Source organism: Bacillus sp. JJ1609 (genome assembly GCF_036967045.1).
Taxonomy (GTDB): domain Bacteria; phylum Bacillota; class Bacilli; order Bacillales; family Cytobacillaceae; genus Mesobacillus.
This window is the reverse complement of sequence record NZ_JBALSS010000001.1, coordinates 69,700-90,846: the sequence shown is the minus strand read 5'-3', so window position 1 is coordinate 90,846 and position 21,147 is coordinate 69,700. Positions and strand designations below refer to the sequence as shown.

The window sequence follows — 21,147 nt, the reverse complement described above, 5'->3', positions numbered from 1 at the left end:
TTAATTAATGACTTCAGAAGCAGTCATCTCAATAGCTGAACGGGGAATCTATACGGTGCTGATGATTTCTGGCCCGTTGCTCGCACTTGCACTGGTAGTGGGCTTGATTGTCAGCATTTTTCAGGCAACAACACAAATCCAGGAACAGACATTGGCTTTTGTTCCAAAAATTGTTGCCGTATTGCTTGGCATCGTTTTTTTCGGTCCATGGATGCTCAGCTATATGCTCTCATATGCCAGCGAGATTTTCTCAAATTTGACCAGGTTTGTAGGATGAAGCCATGATTGATTTTATTCCTTCTTTTCCGGCATTTTTGCTTATTTTCGTCAGGGTCACATCATTTTTCTTGATGATGCCGTTGTTTTCATACAGAACGATTCCAGCTTCGCATAAAATCGGGCTGGGTTTCTTCCTTTCTATTATTATGTTTTCGTCTGTAGGAGCTCCTGAAATCGTAATAGACGGTACTTATTTTTTACTGATTATTAAAGAAGCCCTTGTTGGCTTGCTCATCGGTTTTATAGCTGCTCTGATGATGTCAGCAATACAAATTGCCGGTGGATTGATCGATTTCCAAATGGGCTTTGCAATCGCTAACGTCATTGATCCCCAGACGGGTGCCCAGAGCCCCTTGATGGGACAATATTTATATACAATCGCTCTGTTATTTTTGCTGACAGTTAATGGACATCACTTACTGATTGATGGTATTTTTTATAGCTATAATTTTATACCGATTGATCAGGTGATGATTCCTTTCGGTAATCAAAATATAGCCGAGTATATCATCCTGGCATTCAATAAAATGTTCATCATTGCATTCCAAATGTCTCTTCCTGTAGTCGGCAGCCTGTTCCTGGTGGACGTTGCTATGGGAATTGTAGCAAGGACCGTACCTCAGCTGAACATTTTCGTTGTCGGACTGCCTGTAAAAATAGGAGTCAGTTTTGTAGTCCTTATCGCGGTTATGGGTGTGCTGTTGATGGTCATTTCCGATCTGTTTGCTACCACACTGGCAACTATGAGAGGTTTGATGGAGTTAATTGGAGGAGCTTAAATGGATTTTTTAACATTGGATCTGCAGTTCTTTGCTGGCGAGAAAACTGAGAAAGCCACTCCTAAAAAGAAACAGGATGCTAGAAAAAAAGGACAGGTTGCTAAAAGTCAGGATGTCAACACTGCAGTTGTTCTTCTAGCAGTCTTTTTATTTTTGATGTTCTTTGGAAAAACGATGACTGAGAGGATGATTGGAGTTCTCCGTCATTCCTTGCAAAATTATATGCTTATGGATCTTACTGAAAAAAATATTGAATCGATATTGTTTGAAATCCTTGCTGAGCTCGCGATTTTTCTTGGCCCAGTGATGATGGTTGCTCTGGTAGCTGGGGTGGCTGCAAACTATGCACAGGTTGGCTTTATGTTTTCAACAGAAGCCATTCAAATGAAATTAGAGAAAATTAACCCGATCAGCGGATTTAAACGAATCTTTTCGATGAGGGCGATTGTCGAATTAATTAAGTCCATTCTTAAAATCAGCTTCATTGGTCTGATTGCCTTCTCGGTCCTATGGTCAAGGATGGATGAGGTTCTGCTGCTATCGAGCAAGAGTATGGCGACGGCACTGGGGACAATTGCCGGTCTGACTCTTCAAATGGGACTTTTTGCTTCCGGAGCATTGCTATTTTTATCATTAATGGATTATCTATACCAAAAATATGATTTTGAAAAAAGTATCCGCATGTCTAAACAGGACTTAAAGGATGAGTATAAGAACATCGAAGGAGATCCACTCATCAAATCAAAAATCAAACAAAGACAAAGAGAGATGGCAATGCGGCGGATGATGCAAGAGGTGCCCAAGGCAGATGTGGTCATTACGAATCCAACGCATTTTGCCATAGCCCTGAAATATGACGATCAGAAATCGGATGCGCCGATCGTTGTGGCAAAGGGTGTAGACTTCGTTGCCCAAAAAATTAAATTAATTGCCAAGGAAAATGAGATTGTCACCGTTGAAAACCGGCCGCTAGCAAGGGCGTTGTACAGCCAGACAGAAATCGGAGATGCCATTCCGGAAGAATTTTTCAAGGCAGTGGCTGAAATCCTCGCTTTCGTTTACCAGGCAAAAAATAAAGTACTGTAAGTTCTAGGTTATGCAGTGTTAGGAGAGAAGAAATATGTCAGCAAGAGATTTATCCGTCATATTTGGTGTCATTTTAATAGTGGCGATGTTAATTATTCCTTTTCCATCATGGCTATTAAGTATACTGATCATGATAAATATTTCCATCGCGCTTTTAGTGCTGTTGAACACAATGAATATGACGGAACCTCTGCAATTTTCTGTTTTTCCTTCATTGCTGTTAATTTTAACTTTATTCCGTTTGGGCCTGAACGTCTCGACGACACGTTCAATCCTTTCACATGGGGAAGCAGGTGGAGTAGTCGAGGTTTTCGGCTCGTTCGTAGTCGGAGGCAATGTAGTAGTCGGGATGGTTGTTTTCCTCATCTTGATCATTATCCAATTTATTGTGATCACGAAGGGTTCTGAACGTGTATCAGAGGTTGCAGCCAGGTTTACGCTCGATGCGATGCCAGGTAAGCAAATGAGTATTGATGCGGATTTGAATGCTGGAATGATTTCTGAGCAGCAGGCACGTGAACGGCGCGAAAAAGTAAGCCGAGAAGCTGACTTTTACGGGGCTATGGATGGTGCCAGCAAATTTGTAAAGGGTGACGCGATTGCCGGCATTATTATCGTGTTGATTAACTTAATCTTTGGAATAGTCATAGGAATGACTCAACAAGGATTAGCAATTGGTGAAGCGGCTCAAAGATATTCACTGCTGACTGTAGGGGACGGAATCGTAAGCCAAATTCCTGCGCTGTTGATTTCTACTGCAACAGGTATTGTTGTCACACGTGCAGCATCTGATGGAAACCTGGGGTTTGATATCACATCTCAGCTTACGGCATATCCAAAAATGCTATATGTAGCCGGTGGAACCATCTTTCTCCTAGGCTTATTCACTCCCATCTCTGACTTATTGACGATTCCTCTAGCGGCATTGATGGCAGTCGGAGGCTATACCTTCTCGCGTGTACCTGAACCTGATAAACAACAGCTTGAGGACATGGAAGAAGACATCCAGATGGATGAAATGAAGAGTCCGGAAAGTGTTGTCAACTTGCTGAATGTTGATCCAATCGAATTTGAATTTGGTTATGGTTTGATTCCGCTGGCAGATACAAATCAGGGAGGAGACTTGCTCGACAGGATTGTCATGATCAGAAGACAGCTCGCGATTGAGTTAGGTCTCGTTATACCCGTTGTCAGGATTCGCGACAATATCCAGCTCCAGCCGAATGAATACAGACTAAAAATCAAAGGTAATGAAATGGCCAGGGGTGAGTTGCTTCTAGACCATTATCTGGCGATGAGCCCGGGAATCGATGATGAATCCGTGGAAGGTATCGATACAATCGAGCCAAGCTTTGGACTGCCAGCAAAGTGGATTACCGAAGAAATGAAGGAACAGGCTGAAATATTTGGCTATACAGTAGTCGATCCACCATCGGTAGTTTCAACGCATATTACCGAGGTCATCAAAGCGAATGCGCATGAACTGCTTGGCAGACAGGAAACGAAGCAGCTGATTGATCATTTACGGGAAAGTTATCCAATCCTCGTGGAGGAAGCGACACCAAATCCATTGTCTGTCGGTGAGATCCAAAAGGTACTAGGAAAACTGCTTAGGGAAAACGTTTCAATCAGAAACCTTCCGATCATTTTCGAAACACTTGCTGATTATGGGAAGGTGACAACTGATACGGAGATTTTGGCAGAATATGTTCGCCAGGCACTTGCTAGACAGATAACTAACCAGTATTCAAGAGTGGGAGATACGCTGAAGGTCATTACACTGTCAGGCCGGGTGGAGAAATTAATTGCTGAAGGTGTTCAGCAAACCGAGCATGGCAATTATTTATCGCTTGACCCAGCTGTTTCGCAGGGAATACTAGAATCGGTGGCAAGTCAGGTGGAACAATTGAGCATTATGGAACAAACTCCAATCGTCCTCTGCTCTCCTGCAGTCAGGATGTACGTCCGCCAATTGACGGAAAGATATTTTTCGCAAATCCCAGTATTGTCTTATAACGAATTAGAAGCAAATGTTGAAGTCCAAAGTGTCGGAGTGGTGAATGTAGAATGAAAGTGAAAAAGTATACAGCTTCATCCATGCCCGAAGCAATGAAACAAGTTAGAGCGGAACTGGGAAGCGATGCGGTGATTTTAAATTCACGCGTCATCCAGACAGGCGGTTTCATGGGTTTTTTCAGTAAAAATAATATAGAAGTAATCGCGGCTATAGATCCTGATACAGAAATAAGCATGGAACCTGCTAAGCAGGAGAAGTCTCAGAGAGAACCTTTGATAAAAAAATCTTTAAAAGCCAATGAGCATCAGCCTGTTCTGCAGCAGGCAAATCCAGCAGTTCAGATTTCAAATGGAAATAGTGAGTTGATAAGAGAGATTGCACTGTTAAAGGAATTGCTGAAAAGTAAAAGTGCACAGCCTGATATACCGGTGTCTTTGCCTGAGCCGGTCAGCAGGCAGCTGCAGTACTTTAAAACTCAGGAGCTGGAGACAGAATTAATCGATGAGCTCTCGGCTACTCTTCTAGAAAGATGGTATTTAGGCGGGGCAGCTGCGAACACTGAAGAAATAAGAAAATGGAGTGCGGAAGCCGTCACTCAAAAGTTGGCTGACCAATCATTTGGAGGGATTTCTTTTCAAAAGAAATTCGTGAATGTAATCGGCCCAACTGGTGTGGGGAAAACGACGACTCTTGCAAAGATTGCAGCTGAATGTGTATTGAAGCATCAGAAAAAAGTAGCGTTTATCACGACCGATACATATCGGATTGCTGCAATTGAACAATTAAAAACATATGCAAAAATTCTCGATGTACCGATTGAAGTCTGCTATAACATCGATGACTTTCAGACAGCGACAAATAGGTTCAAGGAATATGATGTCGTTTTTATCGATACAGCCGGAAGGAACTTCAGAAATCAAAAATATGTCAGCGATTTAAAAAATGCGATTGATTTTAATAATGACATGGAAACCTTCCTTGTGCTTGCGTTAACTTCGAAACAAAGGGATATGGAAGAAATCCGAAACCAATTTTCGCTCATCCACATCGACAAATTCATTTTTACTAAATTAGATGAAACGTCTGTTTATGGAGCGATGCTGAATATGTCACAGAAGTTCTCGACCGGCATCGCCTATTTGACGAATGGCCAGGACGTGCCCGATGATCTGATAGAAGCAAATCCGGAAATCATCGTAAATACCATTCTTGGAGTCAGCAGCTATGAGTGACCAGGCAGAGAAACTAAGAGAACGGCTAAAACAAACAATCCCGGATAAGGAAGCGAAAACGCTAGCTGTTGTAAGTGGAAAGGGAGGGGTTGGCAAGTCCAACTTTTCACTGAATTTTTCAATATCCTTAGCCAGGAAAGGATATAAAGTGTTGTTATTTGACCTTGATATCGGGATGGGGAATATTGAGATTTTGATGGGAAGAAGCACTCATCTATCAATCGCCGATTTTCTTTCGGGAAAGTCTTCTCTGGAAGAAATTATTTTTCAGGGACCAGAAGGAATCGAATATATTTCCGGTGGTACAGGCTTAAGCCAGTTAATTAAAATGGATCATAATTCCGTAGATTATTTCACATCAAGCCTCGGAGAAGTCCTGAAAAAATATGATTATCTTATTTTTGATATGGGAGCAGGGTTGAATGAAGAAACGCTGTCAATCCTTCTATCAGTCAATGAAATCTTTGTTATTACTACAACAGAACCTACATCACTCATGGATGCCTATGCGACCATGAAATATATCCATATGGCTGATTCAACTTTACCATTTTATTTAGTTGTCAACAGGGCTGGATCCGTAAAGGAAGGAAATGAAACCCTTTCCCGGCTGGAGGATGTTTTAAAGAAGTTTCTCGGCCGATCAACTATTAAGCTAGGGATGCTTCCGGATGACAAAAGTGTTCATGAGGCGGTAAAAAGGCAAATTCCATTTGTATTGTTCAATGAACGGTCACAAGTTTCAAAGGGAATGGCCGCTATATTGGAAAAATATATGGACAAAGTGAGCTACAATGCCGAAAAGAGAGATAACAGAAGTTTTACAGCAAGATTAAAGCAATTCCTTTTCGAAAGGTAGTGGTCGAATTGGCAAAAATTAAGGTTCTCATCGTAGATGATTCGGCTTTCATGAGAAAGCTGATTAGCGACTTTCTATCTGAACATTCCAAGATTGATGTTATTGGCACTGCACGAAATGGAGAGGACGCAATAAAGAAATGGCGGACCTTATGTCCGGATGTTGTTACTCTAGATGTCGAAATGCCAATCATGAACGGATTGGAAGTTTTGAAGGTATTCATGAAGGAACAGCCGATACCTGTCGTCATGCTGTCTAGCACAACGATGGAAGGTGCGGATACGACCTTTCAGGCAATACAGGCTGGTGCAGTGGATTTCGTAGCAAAACCGTCCGGCTCCATTTCAATCGACCTACATAAAATCAAGGCGGAGCTGATTGAAAAGGTTCTCTCGGCCAGTAAAGCTAATCTGCGCAAAATAATGCATAATCACCAAGATAATATCTTTTCCTCTTCAAAGGAAACGAAAAAATTCATCACCTCTGAAAAAAAAGCGTCGGAAAAGCAGTCTATTAATGGAAGCAGACGTGATACCAATGCGAAAAAAATTGTCTGTATTGGTACTTCGACTGGTGGCCCAAGAGCTCTGCAGCAAGTGTTGACATCATTGCCAAAGGATTTTGGCTCACCGATCCTGGTTGTACAGCATATGCCTGCAGGTTTTACGAAGTCCCTGGCTAACAGGCTTGATTCCTTAAGTGAAATTAAAGTAAAGGAAGCGGAGGACGGTGAGCTGCTGCAAAAGGGAACAGCCTATATCGCTCCAGGCGGAATGCATCTTGAGGTAAAAAGTATTGGAACGAGCCTCGCTGTCAGTCTTGGGCAATCTGCTCCACGCAATGGGCATCGCCCCTCAGTGGACGTTCTGCTTGAGTCGGTTAGCAGCTTGAAGCATGTTTCAAAAATAACAGTCATCATGACGGGAATGGGATCGGACGGAGCCAAGGGTCTTATCGAAATGAAGAAAAACGGAAATGTAAAAGCGATTGCTGAATCACAGGAAACTTCTATTGTCTTTGGGATGCCAAAATCCGCTATTGCAACGAATTTGGTGGATGAAGTGGTGAATGTAGAAAATATAGCAGAATCAATCATGAATTATATTTAAGGCCGGGGGTGCGGAGCACATGGAATTAAATCAATATCTTGAAGTTTTTATTGAAGAAAGTAAAGAGCATTTGCAGTCCTGTAATGAACAATTATTAGAACTTGAAAAGAATCCTGAAGATTTGACGATCATTAATGAGATATTCAGATCAGCACATACCTTAAAAGGGATGTCAGCAACAATGGGTTATGAAGATTTGGCAAGCTTGACTCACCAAATGGAGAATGTTCTGGATGCAATCCGGAACAGCCGTCTGAAAACGAGCCCTGAACTACTTGATGTCATTTTCCTTGCGGTTGACCACCTTGAAGAGATGGTCCAATCGATTGCAGCAGGCGGAGACGGGAAAATGGACGTCGCTGAAGCTGTGGCCAAATTGAAATTGATTGAGATGGGTGAGCATCCTCTTACACATGCTAATGCAGAGGCTGCAGCAGCACTTGCTGTAGAAGCTCCATTGCATTCAAACTATGATGAATTTGAGCTTACGGTGCTGAAGCAATCAAAGGAGCAGGGTTTTGGCGTTTATGAGGTATCGATCGGGTTGCGTGAAGATTGTCTTTTAAAAGCAGCCAGGGTATATATGGTTTTTGAGGTTTTGGAACAGATTGGCGAAGTAATTAAAGCAAATCCTTCTGTAGAGCAGCTGGAAGAAGAACAATTTGATTCTGAATTTTCTGTGACGATTGTGTCTAAAGAAAACCAGGATGACATTAAAGGGAAAATCATGAAGGTATCTGAAGTCGTCAAAACGAATGTGAGATCACTTGAATTGGATGACTTTAAAACTATGACAAGTGACCTAGAACCACATGTGAACCAGCAGAATGAAAACACTGCTGAGATAGTCATGAGAGAGTCTTCAGTTGAGGCAGAAGTTCTTCCTGCAGGAGAAAAGAAGAATAATAGTAAGAATAACAGCAGCAAGACAATCCGAGTAAATATAGAGCGTTTGGATATTCTGATGAATTTGTTTGAAGAACTGGTCATAGACAGAGGCAGGCTTGAACAAATATCAAAGGAACTCGAAAATACTGAACTTACCGAAACTGTCGAGCGCATGTCAAGGATTTCTGGTGACTTGCAAAATATCATCTTGAATATGCGTATGGTTCAAGTAGAAACTGTATTTAATAGATTCCCTCGAATGATCCGCCAGCTCGCGCGTGATCTGAACAAAAAGATCAATATGGAAATCGTTGGTGCAGAAACGGAATTAGATCGTACGGTTATTGATGAAATCGGTGACCCGCTTGTCCACCTTCTGAGAAATTCTGTTGACCATGGAGTAGAGTCACCTGAAGAGCGCCGGGCGAAAGGGAAGAGCGAGGAAGGAACGGTAGTCTTAAGAGCCTTCCATAGCGGAAACCACGTATTCATAGAAATAGAAGACGATGGAGCTGGGATCAGCAGAGAGAAAGTATTGAAAAAAGCTGTCAGCAAAGGGATTGTATCTGAGCAAGCCGCGCCTTCTATGACTGATAAACAAGTGTATGAATTAATCCTTTCCTCCGGTTTTTCAACAGCTGAGAAAATCTCCGATATCTCAGGCCGGGGAGTGGGGTTAGATGTTGTCAAAAATACAATCGAATCATTAGGCGGCTCCATTTCAATTGATTCAAAAGAAAACGCCGGAACTATTTTCTCTATACAGCTTCCGCTTACATTATCAATTATTTCTGTCATGCTCGTTGAGATTCAGAAGGAAAAATTTGCGATTCCTCTTTCATCTATTATTGAAACAGCAATAATCAAAGATAAAGATATTCTAAAAGCCCATAACCAAAAAGTTATCGATTTTAGAGGAAAAGTTGTTCCACTTCTGTTTTTGAAGGAGATCTTTGAAGTTCCTACTGAACCACAAGATGACCAATTCCATTCTGTGATTATTGTCCGGAAGGGTGATAAAATGGCCGGATTGGTTGTGGACTCTTTTATCGGCCAGCAGGAAGTAGTGCTGAAATCACTGGGAAACTATTTAACAAATGTCTTTGCAATTTCAGGTGCAACAATCCTCGGAGATGGACAGGTAGCATTAATCGTAGACTGCAATGCATTAATTAAATAATCGCTGAGCTAATGATCTATATGTGCATGCTGAAAATATAGGAGTGAACAAAATGGCTGAAATGCTGGTATCAGACTTGAAAGTAATTGTCTTCCAATTAAATGAAAAAGAATATGCTGTTCCCGTCGGTCAAGTGAAATCGATTGAAAAAATCATGCATTTCACAAGAGTGCCCCACACTTCACCTTATGTAAAAGGTGTCATGAATCTTAGGGGAGTCGTCACACCACTGATCGATTTGCGCGTCCGTTTTGGCATTGAGGAACAAGGTTATACAGATAGCTCTCGGGTAATTATTGTTTCGGTTGCGGAAGCTGAAGTTGGCCTTATTGTCGATGGAGCAAACGATGTAATCGATATTCCGTCTAGCATCGTCGAACCGCCTCCTGAAATTGTTGGTGCTGAAGCAGCAGATTTTATCAACGGAGTAATCAAACTAGACAAACGCCTGTTAATATTAATTGATTTAGAAAATATTCTTGGTGTTTTAGAGGAAAAAGACCTCTAAAGACTGAAGGGATCATAATATGTCGTTTCATATAAAAATATCTGATATGCATATTGATATATTAAAGGAAGTTGGCAATATCGGAGCAGGGCATGCAGCTACGGCACTTTCTACACTATTAAATAAAAAGATTGATATGAAGGTTCCCAATGTCAGGGTTGTCAGTTTTGATGAAATGATGGAAATGGCTGGTGGAGCAGAAAGTGTCATTGCGAGCGTATTCTTGAGAATTGAAGGAGACGCTCCGGGAAGCATGTTTTTTGTCCTTCCATTACAGCAGGCGGAGAAATTTATCCGTCTGTTGATTGGAGATCAGACATTTTCATTTTCAGATTCGGAAGTTAATGAATTGGCGCTTTCTGCAATGCAGGAAATGGGTAACATCCTGTCAGGTTCATACCTGAGCTCATTATCTGATTTTACGCAGTTAAATCTTATGCCGTCAGTTCCTGCACTGAGTATTGACATGGCTGGTGCTGTCATAAGTTTTGGACTGCTTGAACTATCGCAGGTCAGCGATTACGCAATTGTGATTGATACAGCATTAAATGAAGATGAAGGTCAGACTGATGAGAGTGTAAAAGGACATTTCTTTCTCCTGCCAGATCCTGAATCCTTTAATACCATTTTCAAAGCATTGGGAGTACTGGTTGATGTATAGTACTGCAGAGATCATAAAAGTTGGTATTGCTGATCTGAACACGGTGAAAGCGCCCCATTTAATCAAGACAACCGGTCTGGGGTCATGTGTAGGAGTTGTTTTGTATGACCAGGGCAGGGAATTAGCAGGACTAGCCCATGTAATGCTTCCGGATTCATCCCTGTCAAAATCGGGTCCAGTTAATGAGGCAAAATATGCTGACACAGCAATAAAAGCGCTATACGGCAAGCTGCAAAAAATGGGAGCAAGGCCAGCCTGGATGAAAGCTAAGCTTGCAGGTGGAGCTCAAATGTTCCAATTTTCCGGCAGCAGCGATTTGATGAGAATTGGCCCGAGGAATGTGGATGCAGTCCTTCTTGAACTAAAGTTATTAAGAATTCCGGTAGTTGCCAAGGATGTTGGCGGAAACAGCGGGCGAACGATCGAATTTGACCCAAAAACAGGTTTGATGCAAATCAGGACAGTTAATAAGGGTAATAGTGAGATATGATTTTATTTAAAAAAGCTTGATTGTGCAAGCTGGATCAAAGCACTTTTTGAAAGAAGACATCATCAAGGCTTACTTCGTAAACTTGCAGCAAGCAAATGCGAAAACCCACAACAAAGAATAATGCGGTATGCGCGTGAGGAGGATTACAATGGTGCGGGGATCGACTTCGGAAGATCAGATAACATGGGACAAATGGGTGCAATCCCGTGATCCGGATGCAGGTAATTTACTGATAAAAAAATATATGCCGCTTGTATCCTATCATGTGCAGCGAATATCGGTAAATCTTCCAAAAAGCGTTTCAAGGGATGATCTAAAAAGCCTAGGGATGATTGGCTTGTATGATGCTCTTGAAAAATTTGATCCGAAACGGGATTTGAAATTTGATACATATTCTTCGTTTCGCATTCGTGGTGCCATTTTAGACGGGTTAAGAAAAGAAGATTGGCTCCCCAGGAGTACGCGGGAGAAGGCGAAAAAGATTGATGCAGCAATTGAAAAGCTGGAACAGCGTTATATGCGCAACGTAACAGTAGAGGAAATTGCCCAGGAATTAAGTATGGATGAAGGTGAAATTTGCACCACCATCAACGAACATTTTTTCGCTAATGTTCTATCAATCGATGAACAGCCTAATGACCATGATGACCGTGACAATCAATCCTTTTCCATCAAAGATGAAAAATCGGAAATTCCAGAGGAAAAGCTGATTAAAGCTGAAATGATTGAAGAAATGACGGCAATGGTTTCTCAATTAAATGATAAAGAGCAGCTTGTACTAAGTTTATTTTATAAAGAAGAATTGACACTTACGGAAATAGGTCAAGTTATGGACTTATCTACATCCAGGATTTCTCAAATACACTCTAAAGCAATCTTCAAATTAAGGAAATGGCTAGAGAAAGTGTAGCAGGGCAGGGGATAAAGATGGTAAAAGCGTTCGAGGTAAAGCTAACAAAGGACCGATTGACAGCAGTGCTGGATTTAAAGGAACACGAAAAGATAGATTTGGTTTCAGTCGACAGTCTTTCAGAGCTGTTAATGGAAAATCACATCACCGTTGGAGTAAAGCAGGATATATTGGAGTCAGCCGCTGCCAATCCTACCTCCGTCAAATATCCCATTACTGTTGCGGAAGGAAAGCCAGCGATAAATGGAACAGATGCATATTTACGCAATGAAATAAAAGAGATGAATCATGCAGATAAGGAAGCATTCAATTTTCGCGTCGTCCTTCATATACCGTCAGTTACAAAAGGCCAGCTCCTTGCAACCGAGATTCCAGCTGGCGAGGGGATAGATGGTCTTGATGTAACAGGGCGGCTGATTCGTGGCAGGAATGGCCGTCCTCTGAGAATCAAGGCGGGAAACAATGTTTTATATAAATCAGGTAAGTTTTATTCTATGATAGACGGCAAGGTCAGCATGACGAATACATCAATCTCCGTTAACCCGGTTTTCGAGGTTAAGGGTGATTTGGATTTAAAAACGGGTAATCTTGATTTTGTTGGAAATATCACAATTAGAGGGAATGTACCTAGTGGATATGAGCTCAAGGCTGGTGGAGACATCTGGGTTCATGGCCTTGTGGAAGCATCATCACTGGAAGCTGCTGGCAATATCATCATTCACGGCGGAGTGGCCGGCGGCATGAAAGGAAGTATAACCGCAGGCGGTAATGTACTCGTTAATTACCTTAATCAGGCGAATGTTAAAGCGGGACAAGATGTGATTGTTAAAACATCGATCCTCCATAGCAGAGTGACCGCAGGCGGAAATATTGACTGCAGAACAGGAACGTTGATCGGCGGCACTATTTCTGCAGGAAGGAATATTTTCGTTAAGGGATTAGGGAATGAACTGTTTACAAAAACAGAGCTCGCAGTAGGATGGGATCCTACGCTGGAAAAATCAGAAATGGAAATTATCCAGTCTATCGAAAAAGCAAAAGAAAACATAAAAAAGCTTACTGAGATAGAAGTGAAGATTACTGAAATTGTTAAACAGACAGGTAAACTTACAGATGAGCAGCAAAAGATGATCAGTAAGCAGCGAGCCACAAGACAGAGCATAGAAAACAGCTTATTAGATCAAAGTGATGAACTACACGTCTTGCAAGCTGAAAAACAAGATCGCTTAAACTCTACGTTAATGATTTTTGATAGAGTTTTTCCAAATACAAAGGTGTATTTTGGGAAGTACGCCCAAGTGACAAACCAGGTTTACAAGCAGGTTAGATTTAGTCTTGAAAATAGTGAAATCAGCATCCATCCATTAGCAGAAGCAGAAAAAGTCAACCATTAAGGAAGTGACAGGATGAGCCTCAAGGCAATCGAAATGCAGATTGCACTTCCGAGGACACAGGATGCCGGCAAGATTCAGGAACAACTTCAGCAGCGTGGGCAGCACCTTCAGGAACATGCCGCACAAAGTGTAACAAAGGAAGATGAATTAAAACGCAAAACAGTGATCAAGAATAATCCAAAGCAAGAAGCCCATCTAACTAAAGATGATGGATCTTCAAATCAAAATCAGGAACAAAGTAATCCTGACAAAAAGAAAAATAGCGAACACCACCACATACAGCAGAACCATCCCTATAAGGGAAAGGTAATTGATTACAGCGGATAGAGGGATGTTATGACCACTTTTCTACTACTCCTAAGCCTCATACTAAACGCAGCAGCCATCTTCGCAATTATCCTTTTATATCTAAGGCAAAACAGGCTTGTTGAAGCAGAGAAAAAACAGGAAAGAATCATTGGGGAGATTGAAGAAGTATTTTCCTCGTACCTGCTGGAGATAAAGGAAGAAAACGAAAAATTCATCGAAAATATGAAGACTACGAATAACGTTAGAAAAACCGGAATCAAATTTGATAGCCAAATACAACCAAAATCATTAAATCCGGATTTGGAACCTAATACTAGCGACAAAGGACAAAAGGAGGAACTCCCCCCGAGAATTGGCAGAGGGGTTTCCTATCATGCAGCAAAGAAAGCCTATCAGCAAAATAGCGAACCATCGTCAATGAAGGCAGACGAGGCAGAAAGCAACTTGGAAGATCTGCTCATCATTGATGAGTCCTCAGAATTGCAGCAATTAAGCTTTATCGACCAAGTGTTTCTGAAGAAAAATCAAGGATTATCCATTGAGGAAATTGCGCGTGATCTTGATAAAGGCAAAACGGAAATAGAACTTTTGCTTAAATTTCGTCAAAATAAGTAAGAATAACTTGATTGTCAGTTTTATATATGCTATATTATCTCATGGTGTTAATACACACGTTCATTGATTTGGCCAGATGGTGCTGTTTCGACAGTTGCTGGCTGAAGATGAAATGGACGGAGGAAATCAAAACCATTAGGAGGAAACAACATGTCAGTAATTTCTATGAAGCAACTGCTTGAAGCTGGTGTACACTTCGGTCACCAGACTCGCCGTTGGAACCCAAAGATGAAGAAGTATATCTTCACTGAGCGTAACGGCATCTACATCATCGACCTTCAAAAAACAGTTAAGAAGGTAGAAGAAGCTTACAACTACGTGAAAGAGCTTGCTGGTAACGGCGGAACTGTTCTTTTTGTAGGAACTAAGAAACAAGCTCAAGATTCTGTTAAAGAAGAAGCAGCTCGTTCTGGTATGTACTATGTTAACCAACGCTGGTTGGGTGGTACTTTAACAAACTTCGAAACAATCCAAAAGCGTATCACACGTCTTAAGAACATTGAAAGAATGTCTGAAGACGGAACTTTTGAAGTACTTCCTAAGAAAGAAGTAGTTCAATTGAAGAAAGAGCAAGAGCGTTTAGAAAAATTCTTAGGCGGAATCAAGGACATGAAGGGCCTTCCAGATGCTCTTTTCATCATTGACCCACGCAAAGAGCGCATTGCTGTTGCTGAAGCTCGCAAATTAAACATTCCTATCGTTGGAATTGTTGATACAAACTGTGATCCGGATGAAATCGACGTAGTTATCCCTGCGAACGATGACGCTATCCGCGCTGTTAAATTGCTAACTGCTAAAATGGCTGATGCTATTATCGAAGCTAAGCAAGGCGAAGAAACTACAGAAGCTGTAGAAGCTTAATTTGAAAAAGGTGATATAGGGAAGCGCCCTTTATCACCTTTTTTTAAGACTTGGCTCTATAAAAGGTTATTTTTTAGAGCCTAAGTCTAATAATCCTTTATAACTCCTGTTAGGGTTTATATTGGCTGAATGAAGTTAAAATTAAGTATAGTTACATAATCATGATTCTAGGAGGAATTTCATTATGGCAATTACTGCACAAATGGTTAAAGAACTACGTGAAAAAACTGGCGCAGGTATGATGGACTGCAAAAACGCACTTACTGAAACAGATGGTGATATGGACAAAGCGATCGATTACCTTCGTGAAAAAGGTATCGCTAAGGCTGCTAAGAAAGCTGACCGTATTGCTGCTGAAGGAACAACTTACATCCTTGCAGAAGGTAATGAAGCTGTAATCCTTGAAGTGAACTCTGAAACAGATTTCGTTGCAAAGAACGAAGGCTTCCAAGTACTTGTTAAAGAACTTGCTGAGCACCTTCTAAAAAACAAGCCGGCATCTGTTGAAGAAGCAAACGCTCAAACAATGGAAAACGGTGCAACAGTTGAAAGCCACATCAATGCTGCTATTGCTAAAATTGGTGAAAAGCTTTCACTTCGCCGCTTTGAAATCAAGACTAAAACTGACAATGATGCATTCGGTGCGTACCTTCACATGGGCGGACGCATTGGCGTATTAACTGTTCTTGAAGGAACTACTGAAGAAGCAGCTGCTAAAGATGTTTCTATGCATATCGCTGCATTAAGACCTAAATATGTATCTCGTGACGAAGTTTCTCAAGAAGAAGTTGAACACGAGCGCCAAATTCTTACTCAACAAGCTCTTAACGAAGGCAAGCCAGAAAACATCGTTGCTAAAATGGTTGAAGGCCGTCTAAGCAAATACTTCGAAGATGTTTGTGTTCTTGACCAGACTTTTGTTAAGAACCCAGATCAAAAGGTACGTCAGTTCGTTGAATCAAAAGGCGCAACTGTACGTGAGTTCACTCGTTACGAAGTAGGCGAAGGCATCGAAAAGCGTGAAGATAACTTTGCTGAAGAAGTAATGAACCAAGTTAACAAGAAATAATTATTACTAGCCTATGTAATTGCGGGGAACACTTTGTGTTCCCTGTTTTTGGACATAGCTTTATAAATTACATATGGAGGTACCCTATGACCAGCCCAAAATACAAAAGAGTTGTTTTAAAGTTAAGTGGAGAAGCTTTAGCCGGAGAACAAGGATTTGGCATCAATCCGTCGGTAATCAAAAATGTTGCAGACCAGGTAAAAGAGATTGCGGAGCTTGGTGTTGAAGTCGCCGTTGTAGTAGGCGGGGGAAATATCTGGCGAGGTAAAATCGGTGAAGAAATGGGAATGGACAGAGCGACGGCAGACTATATGGGCATGCTCGCTACGGTCATGAATTCCCTGTCTTTACAGGACAGCCTGGAACAAGCGGGGATCGAAACAAGGGTTCAAACTTCCATTGAAATGCGCCAGGTGGCCGAGCCTTACATCAGAAGAAGAGCAATCAGGCATCTAGAGAAAACGCGCGTTGTCATTTTCGCAGCAGGAACAGGAAATCCATACTTCTCAACGGATACCACAGCTGCGTTACGTGCTGCCGAAATTGAGGCGGATGTAATCCTGATGGCGAAAAATAATGTTGATGGCGTATATTCTGCAGACCCGCGGGTTGACAAGAATGCGACTAAATATGATGAACTATCTTATTTGGATGTCTTAAAGGAAGGCTTAGCTGTTATGGATTCCACAGCTTCATCATTATGCATGGACAATGATATCCCATTAATTGTTTTCTCTATCATGGAGAAAGGTAATATCAAAAGGGCAGTAATGGGAGAAACAATCGGAACAATTGTGAGGGGGAAAAACTAATGCCAAAACAAGCGATTGCTAATGCAAAAGAAAGAATGACAAAAGCGATTCAAGCATATACTCGCGAACTGGCCAGCATTCGTGCGGGCAGAGCCAGCGCCTCTCTTCTTGACAGAATCCAGGTTGATTATTACGGAGCACCTACTCCAGTAAACCAGCTTGCAGGTATTTCCGTACCTGAGGCTCGTCTGCTTGTAATCCAACCGTATGACAAGACAATTCTTGGAGAAATTGAAAAAGCGATTTTAAAATCTGACCTAGGATTGAATCCATCAAATGACGGTTCGATCATCCGACTTGCTATTCCTCAGCTTACAGAAGAACGCCGTAAAGAGCTTGCGAAGCTTGTCAAAAAGGAAGCAGAAGATGCAAAAATTGCAGTCCGCAATATTCGCCGAGATGGCAATGAAGATTTGAAAAAGCTAGAGAAAAACGGTGAAATCACCGAAGATGATCTGCGCGGCTACTCTGATGACATTCAAAAAATGACTGATGAACACATCGCTAAAATCGATCAAATTACAAAAGAAAAAGAAAAAGAACTATTGGAAGTATAATTTTGGCTTGAATTTAGCCGGCTTCTAGTAAGTCTGCTTCCGCACTATGCATCATTTACGAAAACCCTCTGTTTTCCAGGGGGTTTTTTCTCTATACATATATTCACTAGAAAAGGACTAAGCTTCCGGCATAAAAGATAGACTATAATAATGCTGGTTCTTATTCTTTATCACATAACATGTACATAATCTTTATGTAAGGCTCTTTCTGTATAAAAAGAATGTGATAAGCCGGATTAAAACAATTGCTTGATGCCATCCATTTATAGAGATATCTTTTTTCTTTTTTGGTATGATAGTGGCATGCGGAATAAGCAGAGATTAATAAGAAATTTCATTAAATGTTTTTCTTCGAGAGTTGTCCAGCTTTAGCGCCTGATCTTAAATATTCCATTCAGGCGTTTACGCTTTTCTGATCGGAGCTAAAGATTATCTTTTTGGGGGAGCTGTCCTAATGTTAAATAAAATGAATCTATGGAAGAACCAGAATAATTCTTCCAGTCTCCGAGATCGTATTCATCAAATTAAAGACCATGAAGTACCTTCCCATGTAGCTATTATTATGGACGGGAATGGTCGATGGGCCAAAAAGCGGGCTTTGCCTCGAGTCGCTGGCCATCATGAAGGTATGAAGGTTGTCCGAAAAATTACAAAACTTGCAAGCGAACTTGGTGTTAATACTCTAACAGTATATGCTTTTTCAACTGAAAACTGGAAACGACCGAAAATGGAAGTTGATTTTCTTATGAAACTGCCAGAAGAATTTCTGGGAACTTTCCTGCCCGAACTGATCGAAGAAAATGTACGGGTTGAAATGATTGGCTATATGGATAAGCTTCCGGAGCACACCAGGAGAGCAGTTAGTAAGGCGATGGAAGATACAAAGGGAAATACAGGACTGATCCTCAATTTTGCGCTTAACTATGGGAGTCGTGCAGAAATTCTTGATGGTGTCAAGAGAGTCTTGGCTGATGTTGAAAGTGGTATAATGAAGGAAGATGAACTAAACGAGGAAGTTTTCTCTTCCTATTTAATGACAAAAGAGCTTAATGATCCAGACTTATTAATCAGGACAAGCGGAGAGATCCGTTTAAGCAATTTTATGCTATGGCAGCTTGCGTATTCCGAATTCTGGTTCACGGATGTTCTGTGGCCTGATTTTAACGAAGAGCATTTTGTTGAAGCAATCGAAGCATTCCAGAGCCGCCAGAGGCGTTTTGGAGGAGTATAAAAAAGGTGTGAATGAATAGATGAAGCAGAGAATCATTACAGCAGTCGTTGCAGCAGCTGTTTTTCTTCCAATCGTTATATTTGGAGGCTGGCCATTTATTGCAATGGTTTATCTTATCGCTTCCATTGCTTTATATGAAGCACTAAAAATGAGGAAGTTAAAACTGTTTTCAGTTTCTGGAATTATATCATTAATACTACTCTGGATTTTCATGATTCCAGAGCAGTACCAGGGCATCTTTGATAGCTTAAGTTATGCAAAATCAGAGCTATTCCTTCTTGGTGTGCTTTTATTTTTGACCTACACAGTCATAACCAAGAACCGTTTCACATTTGAGGATGTAGCATTTTCGATTCTGTCCGTATTATATGTTGGACTAGGCTTTTTCTTCTTCATTGAAACTAGAGAAGCGAGTTTAACGTACGTGTTCTATTCACTGTTCATGATATGGGCTACCGATTCTGGAGCATATTTTATCGGCCGGGCGTTTGGCAAACATAAACTTTGGCCTGAAATCAGCCCGAATAAAACGACTGAAGGCTTTTTTGGTGGCGTACTATCCGCATTAATTGTTGCAGTATTGTTCAGCGTTTTCGCTGACATGGAAGTATCCGCTATCCTGCTGATTGCTGCGACAGCATTCTTATCCGTTTTTGGACAAATCGGAGACCTTGTGGAGTCAGCTATGAAAAGGCATTATAATGTGAAGGATTCCGGCAATATTTTGCCAGGACACGGAGGAATGCTTGACCGTTTTGACAGCTTGCTGTTTGTATGGCCGTTAATCCACCTTTTCCATTTGCTATAGGTCTTTATGTTAATTTTGTTGTTCTTACACTTGATATTAAAACTCTGTCGATGGGGAAATCAGCAACTAATGCGAAAAGATACATGTGTCTCCTTAATTTAGCTGCCCCCCGCGGAAAGCGAGTGACTGGACCGGAAATCAACAGACAAGTTTAACAAAGCCTTAATTTTAAAAAAAATTACAGAAAATCAATGTATTTATGAAGCCATCGGCTATGTTTCGGTGAAGTCGAATAGGGAAAGAACTGGTGAAGCCAGCAATACCCGTTTATGTTGTTTAGGAGTGAAGTTTGTGAAGAAAATCAGCTTGTTAGGTGCTACAGGATCGATTGGAATTCAAACCCTCGATGTAATCAGGGAGCATCCAGAAGAATTTAAATTAGTATCAATGTCTGCTGGCCGAAATATGGAACTTACCAGAAAAATTATTAGTGAATTCTCCCCGGAGCTAGTTTCCGTCCAGGAAAAGTCAGATGCTGAAACTTTAAAGAGTGAATTTGGGAAGATAAAGATTGTTTATGGGAGTGAGGGCCTTAAAGAGGCCGCTGTCTTCCATAAGTCCGAAATCCTTGTTAACGCAGTCCTAGGCAGCGTGGGTTTAAGCCCGACATTAGAGGCGATAAAAGCGAAAAAAACGATTGCCATTGCCAATAAGGAAACACTAGTCACAGCCGGGCACATTGTCATGGAGGAAGCGAAGCGCCATAATGTTTCCATTTTGCCTGTAGACAGTGAGCATTCTGCTATTTTTCAAGCCTTGCAGGGCGAGAAAGAAAAAAATATTGAGAGGCTGATCCTGACTGCTTCAGGAGGCAGCTTCAGAGACAAAACGAGGGATGATTTAAAAGGTGTAACTAAGGCAGATGCCTTGAACCATCCAAATTGGTCCATGGGGGCGAAAATAACCATTGATTCAGCTACAATGATGAATAAAGGACTTGAAGTAATTGAAGCACATTGGCTATTTTCATTGCCATATGACAGAATCTCAGTCCTGCTCCATCGAGAAAGCATCATCCATTCAATGGTTGAATTTCACGATACGAGCATCATTGCCCAGCTTGGAACCCCCGATATGAAGGTTCCTATCCAATATGCTCTTACATATCCAGACAGGCTGCTTCTAAGATCGGGAACAAGGTTGAATCTTGCTGAAATCGGCAAGCTGCATTTTAAGGAAATGGATTTTGACCGTTTTCGATGTCTAAAATTTGCATACGAAGCCGGAAAAGCGGGCGGAACATTGCCGGCAGTTATGAATGCGGCTAATGAAGCAGCAGTCGCTGCCTTTTTGGAGGACAAAATCACTTTCCTGCAAATTGAAGACATGATCGAAAAAGCAATGGACGGCCACGAAATTATAAAGAACCCAAGCCTTGAAATGATTCAAGAGGCTGATAAAGAGACGAGAAGCTTTATACATTCACTGTTATAAAGCATAGATTCTCTCAGATTGAAAGAAGTGGATTCTTATCCTTAAAAAGGTGGTTAGAT

Annotated in this window: 22 protein-coding genes; all 22 read left to right on the top strand. The window is 41.3% G+C overall.

From position 1 onward, the window contains the following. The first annotated feature begins 7 nt into the window (after positions 1–7). The 22 genes from fliQ to V7654_RS00325 all read left to right on the top strand — a co-directional run bounded on the left by fliQ (position 8) and on the right by V7654_RS00325 (position 21,088). The gene (fliQ, locus tag V7654_RS00430) at positions 8–277 is read left to right on the top strand and encodes a flagellar biosynthesis protein FliQ (RefSeq protein WP_335427608.1); all 270 of its coding nucleotides are present in this window, start codon (positions 8–10) and stop codon (positions 275–277) included. 4 nt (positions 278–281) lie between these two features. Next, positions 282–1,058 carry a flagellar biosynthetic protein FliR gene (gene fliR / locus V7654_RS00425; RefSeq protein WP_335427606.1) on the top strand — a complete coding sequence of 259 codons (777 nt, stop codon included), beginning with the start codon at positions 282–284 and terminating at the stop codon, positions 1,056–1,058. Continuing rightward, on the top strand, positions 1,059–2,144 hold the full coding sequence (flhB, locus tag V7654_RS00420) for a flagellar biosynthesis protein FlhB (RefSeq protein ID WP_335427605.1): 1,086 nt from the start codon (positions 1,059–1,061) through the stop codon (positions 2,142–2,144). A 34-nt stretch (positions 2,145–2,178) separates the two neighbouring features. After that, entirely contained in the window at positions 2,179–4,215 is a 2,037-nt protein-coding gene (flhA, locus tag V7654_RS00415) for a flagellar biosynthesis protein FlhA (protein WP_335427604.1), read from the top strand. Next, positions 4,212–5,393 (top strand): flagellar biosynthesis protein FlhF, encoded by a 1,182-nt coding sequence (flhF, locus tag V7654_RS00410; protein ID WP_335427602.1) that lies wholly within the window; start codon positions 4,212–4,214, stop codon positions 5,391–5,393. The genes flhA and flhF overlap by 4 nt, the downstream gene beginning before the upstream one ends. After that, positions 5,386–6,252: a MinD/ParA family protein gene (locus V7654_RS00405; RefSeq protein ID WP_335427601.1), complete on the top strand. Its 867-nt coding sequence runs from the start codon at positions 5,386–5,388 to the stop codon at positions 6,250–6,252. The genes flhF and V7654_RS00405 overlap by 8 nt, the downstream gene beginning before the upstream one ends. 8 nt (positions 6,253–6,260) lie before the next feature. Next, the gene (locus tag V7654_RS00400; RefSeq protein WP_335427599.1) at positions 6,261–7,361 is read left to right on the top strand and encodes a protein-glutamate methylesterase/protein-glutamine glutaminase; all 1,101 of its coding nucleotides are present in this window, start codon (positions 6,261–6,263) and stop codon (positions 7,359–7,361) included. A gap of 19 nt (positions 7,362–7,380) precedes the next feature. Continuing rightward, on the top strand, positions 7,381–9,429 hold the full coding sequence (locus tag V7654_RS00395) for a chemotaxis protein CheA (RefSeq protein ID WP_335427597.1): 2,049 nt from the start codon (positions 7,381–7,383) through the stop codon (positions 9,427–9,429). Between the two features lie 52 nt (positions 9,430–9,481). Continuing rightward, on the top strand, positions 9,482–9,937 hold the full coding sequence (locus V7654_RS00390; RefSeq protein WP_335427596.1) for a chemotaxis protein CheW: 456 nt from the start codon (positions 9,482–9,484) through the stop codon (positions 9,935–9,937). A 19-nt stretch (positions 9,938–9,956) separates the two neighbouring features. Then, positions 9,957–10,598: a chemotaxis protein CheC gene (locus V7654_RS00385; protein ID WP_335427595.1), complete on the top strand. Its 642-nt coding sequence runs from the start codon at positions 9,957–9,959 to the stop codon at positions 10,596–10,598. After that, entirely contained in the window at positions 10,591–11,088 is a 498-nt protein-coding gene (locus tag V7654_RS00380; protein ID WP_335427594.1) for a chemotaxis protein CheD, read from the top strand. The genes V7654_RS00385 and V7654_RS00380 overlap by 8 nt, the downstream gene beginning before the upstream one ends. Positions 11,089–11,239: 151 nt before the next feature. Next, positions 11,240–11,998, top strand: a complete 759-nt coding sequence (locus V7654_RS00375; RefSeq protein WP_438825236.1) for a FliA/WhiG family RNA polymerase sigma factor — start codon at positions 11,240–11,242, stop codon at positions 11,996–11,998. A gap of 17 nt (positions 11,999–12,015) precedes the next feature. Beyond that, positions 12,016–13,392, top strand: a complete 1,377-nt coding sequence (locus V7654_RS00370) for a FapA family protein (protein WP_335427590.1) — start codon at positions 12,016–12,018, stop codon at positions 13,390–13,392. Between the two features lie 12 nt (positions 13,393–13,404). Beyond that, a complete protein-coding gene (locus V7654_RS00365; protein ID WP_335427589.1) occupies positions 13,405–13,719 on the top strand; it encodes a hypothetical protein in 315 nt (104 codons plus the stop codon). Positions 13,720–13,728: 9 nt separating this feature from the next. Next, positions 13,729–14,316, top strand: a complete 588-nt coding sequence (locus tag V7654_RS00360) for a hypothetical protein (protein ID WP_335427587.1) — start codon at positions 13,729–13,731, stop codon at positions 14,314–14,316. 150 nt (positions 14,317–14,466) lie between these two features. Then, positions 14,467–15,177 carry a 30S ribosomal protein S2 gene (gene rpsB, locus V7654_RS00355; RefSeq protein WP_335427585.1) on the top strand — a complete coding sequence of 237 codons (711 nt, stop codon included), beginning with the start codon at positions 14,467–14,469 and terminating at the stop codon, positions 15,175–15,177. A gap of 184 nt (positions 15,178–15,361) precedes the next feature. Then, positions 15,362–16,246 (top strand): translation elongation factor Ts, encoded by an 885-nt coding sequence (tsf, locus tag V7654_RS00350; RefSeq protein WP_335427584.1) that lies wholly within the window; start codon positions 15,362–15,364, stop codon positions 16,244–16,246. 86 nt (positions 16,247–16,332) lie between these two features. Further along, the gene (gene pyrH, locus V7654_RS00345; protein WP_335427582.1) at positions 16,333–17,058 is read left to right on the top strand and encodes a UMP kinase; all 726 of its coding nucleotides are present in this window, start codon (positions 16,333–16,335) and stop codon (positions 17,056–17,058) included. Further along, positions 17,058–17,615, top strand: coding sequence for a ribosome recycling factor (frr, locus tag V7654_RS00340; protein ID WP_335374953.1), 558 nt, complete (start codon positions 17,058–17,060; stop codon positions 17,613–17,615). Before pyrH ends, frr begins: the two co-directional genes overlap by 1 nt. Before the next feature lie 454 nt (positions 17,616–18,069). Then, positions 18,070–18,846: an isoprenyl transferase gene (locus V7654_RS00335; RefSeq protein ID WP_335427581.1), complete on the top strand. Its 777-nt coding sequence runs from the start codon at positions 18,070–18,072 to the stop codon at positions 18,844–18,846. A gap of 19 nt (positions 18,847–18,865) precedes the next feature. Beyond that, positions 18,866–19,654, top strand: a complete 789-nt coding sequence (locus tag V7654_RS00330) for a phosphatidate cytidylyltransferase (RefSeq protein WP_335427578.1) — start codon at positions 18,866–18,868, stop codon at positions 19,652–19,654. A gap of 291 nt (positions 19,655–19,945) precedes the next feature. Next, entirely contained in the window at positions 19,946–21,088 is a 1,143-nt protein-coding gene (locus V7654_RS00325) for a 1-deoxy-D-xylulose-5-phosphate reductoisomerase (RefSeq protein ID WP_335427577.1), read from the top strand. The last annotated feature ends 59 nt before the right edge of the window (positions 21,089–21,147 follow it).

Bases quoted from the DNA above. Each gene is read 5' to 3' on its own strand.
- flhF (WP_335427602.1), top strand. From the start codon at position 4,212: ATGAAAGTGAAAAAGTATACAGCTTCATCCATGCCCGAAGCAATGAAA.
- fliQ (WP_335427608.1), top strand. From the start codon at position 8: ATGACTTCAGAAGCAGTCATCTCAATAGCTGAACGGGGAATCTATACG.
- V7654_RS00380 (WP_335427594.1), top strand. From the start codon at position 10,591: ATGTATAGTACTGCAGAGATCATAAAAGTTGGTATTGCTGATCTGAAC.
- V7654_RS00335 (WP_335427581.1), top strand. From the start codon at position 18,070: ATGTTAAATAAAATGAATCTATGGAAGAACCAGAATAATTCTTCCAGT.
- V7654_RS00390 (WP_335427596.1), top strand. From the start codon at position 9,482: ATGGCTGAAATGCTGGTATCAGACTTGAAAGTAATTGTCTTCCAATTA.
- V7654_RS00365 (WP_335427589.1), top strand. From the start codon at position 13,405: ATGAGCCTCAAGGCAATCGAAATGCAGATTGCACTTCCGAGGACACAG.
- V7654_RS00405 (WP_335427601.1), top strand. From the start codon at position 5,386: ATGAGTGACCAGGCAGAGAAACTAAGAGAACGGCTAAAACAAACAATC.
- rpsB (WP_335427585.1), top strand. From the start codon at position 14,467: ATGTCAGTAATTTCTATGAAGCAACTGCTTGAAGCTGGTGTACACTTC.
- fliR (WP_335427606.1), top strand. From the start codon at position 282: ATGATTGATTTTATTCCTTCTTTTCCGGCATTTTTGCTTATTTTCGTC.
- flhA (WP_335427604.1), top strand. From the start codon at position 2,179: ATGTCAGCAAGAGATTTATCCGTCATATTTGGTGTCATTTTAATAGTG.
- V7654_RS00370 (WP_335427590.1), top strand. From the start codon at position 12,016: ATGGTAAAAGCGTTCGAGGTAAAGCTAACAAAGGACCGATTGACAGCA.
- V7654_RS00360 (WP_335427587.1), top strand. From the start codon at position 13,729: ATGACCACTTTTCTACTACTCCTAAGCCTCATACTAAACGCAGCAGCC.
- V7654_RS00385 (WP_335427595.1), top strand. From the start codon at position 9,957: ATGTCGTTTCATATAAAAATATCTGATATGCATATTGATATATTAAAG.
- pyrH (WP_335427582.1), top strand. From the start codon at position 16,333: ATGACCAGCCCAAAATACAAAAGAGTTGTTTTAAAGTTAAGTGGAGAA.
- flhB (WP_335427605.1), top strand. From the start codon at position 1,059: ATGGATTTTTTAACATTGGATCTGCAGTTCTTTGCTGGCGAGAAAACT.
- tsf (WP_335427584.1), top strand. From the start codon at position 15,362: ATGGCAATTACTGCACAAATGGTTAAAGAACTACGTGAAAAAACTGGC.
- frr (WP_335374953.1), top strand. From the start codon at position 17,058: ATGCCAAAACAAGCGATTGCTAATGCAAAAGAAAGAATGACAAAAGCG.
- V7654_RS00395 (WP_335427597.1), top strand. From the start codon at position 7,381: ATGGAATTAAATCAATATCTTGAAGTTTTTATTGAAGAAAGTAAAGAG.
- V7654_RS00330 (WP_335427578.1), top strand. From the start codon at position 18,866: ATGAAGCAGAGAATCATTACAGCAGTCGTTGCAGCAGCTGTTTTTCTT.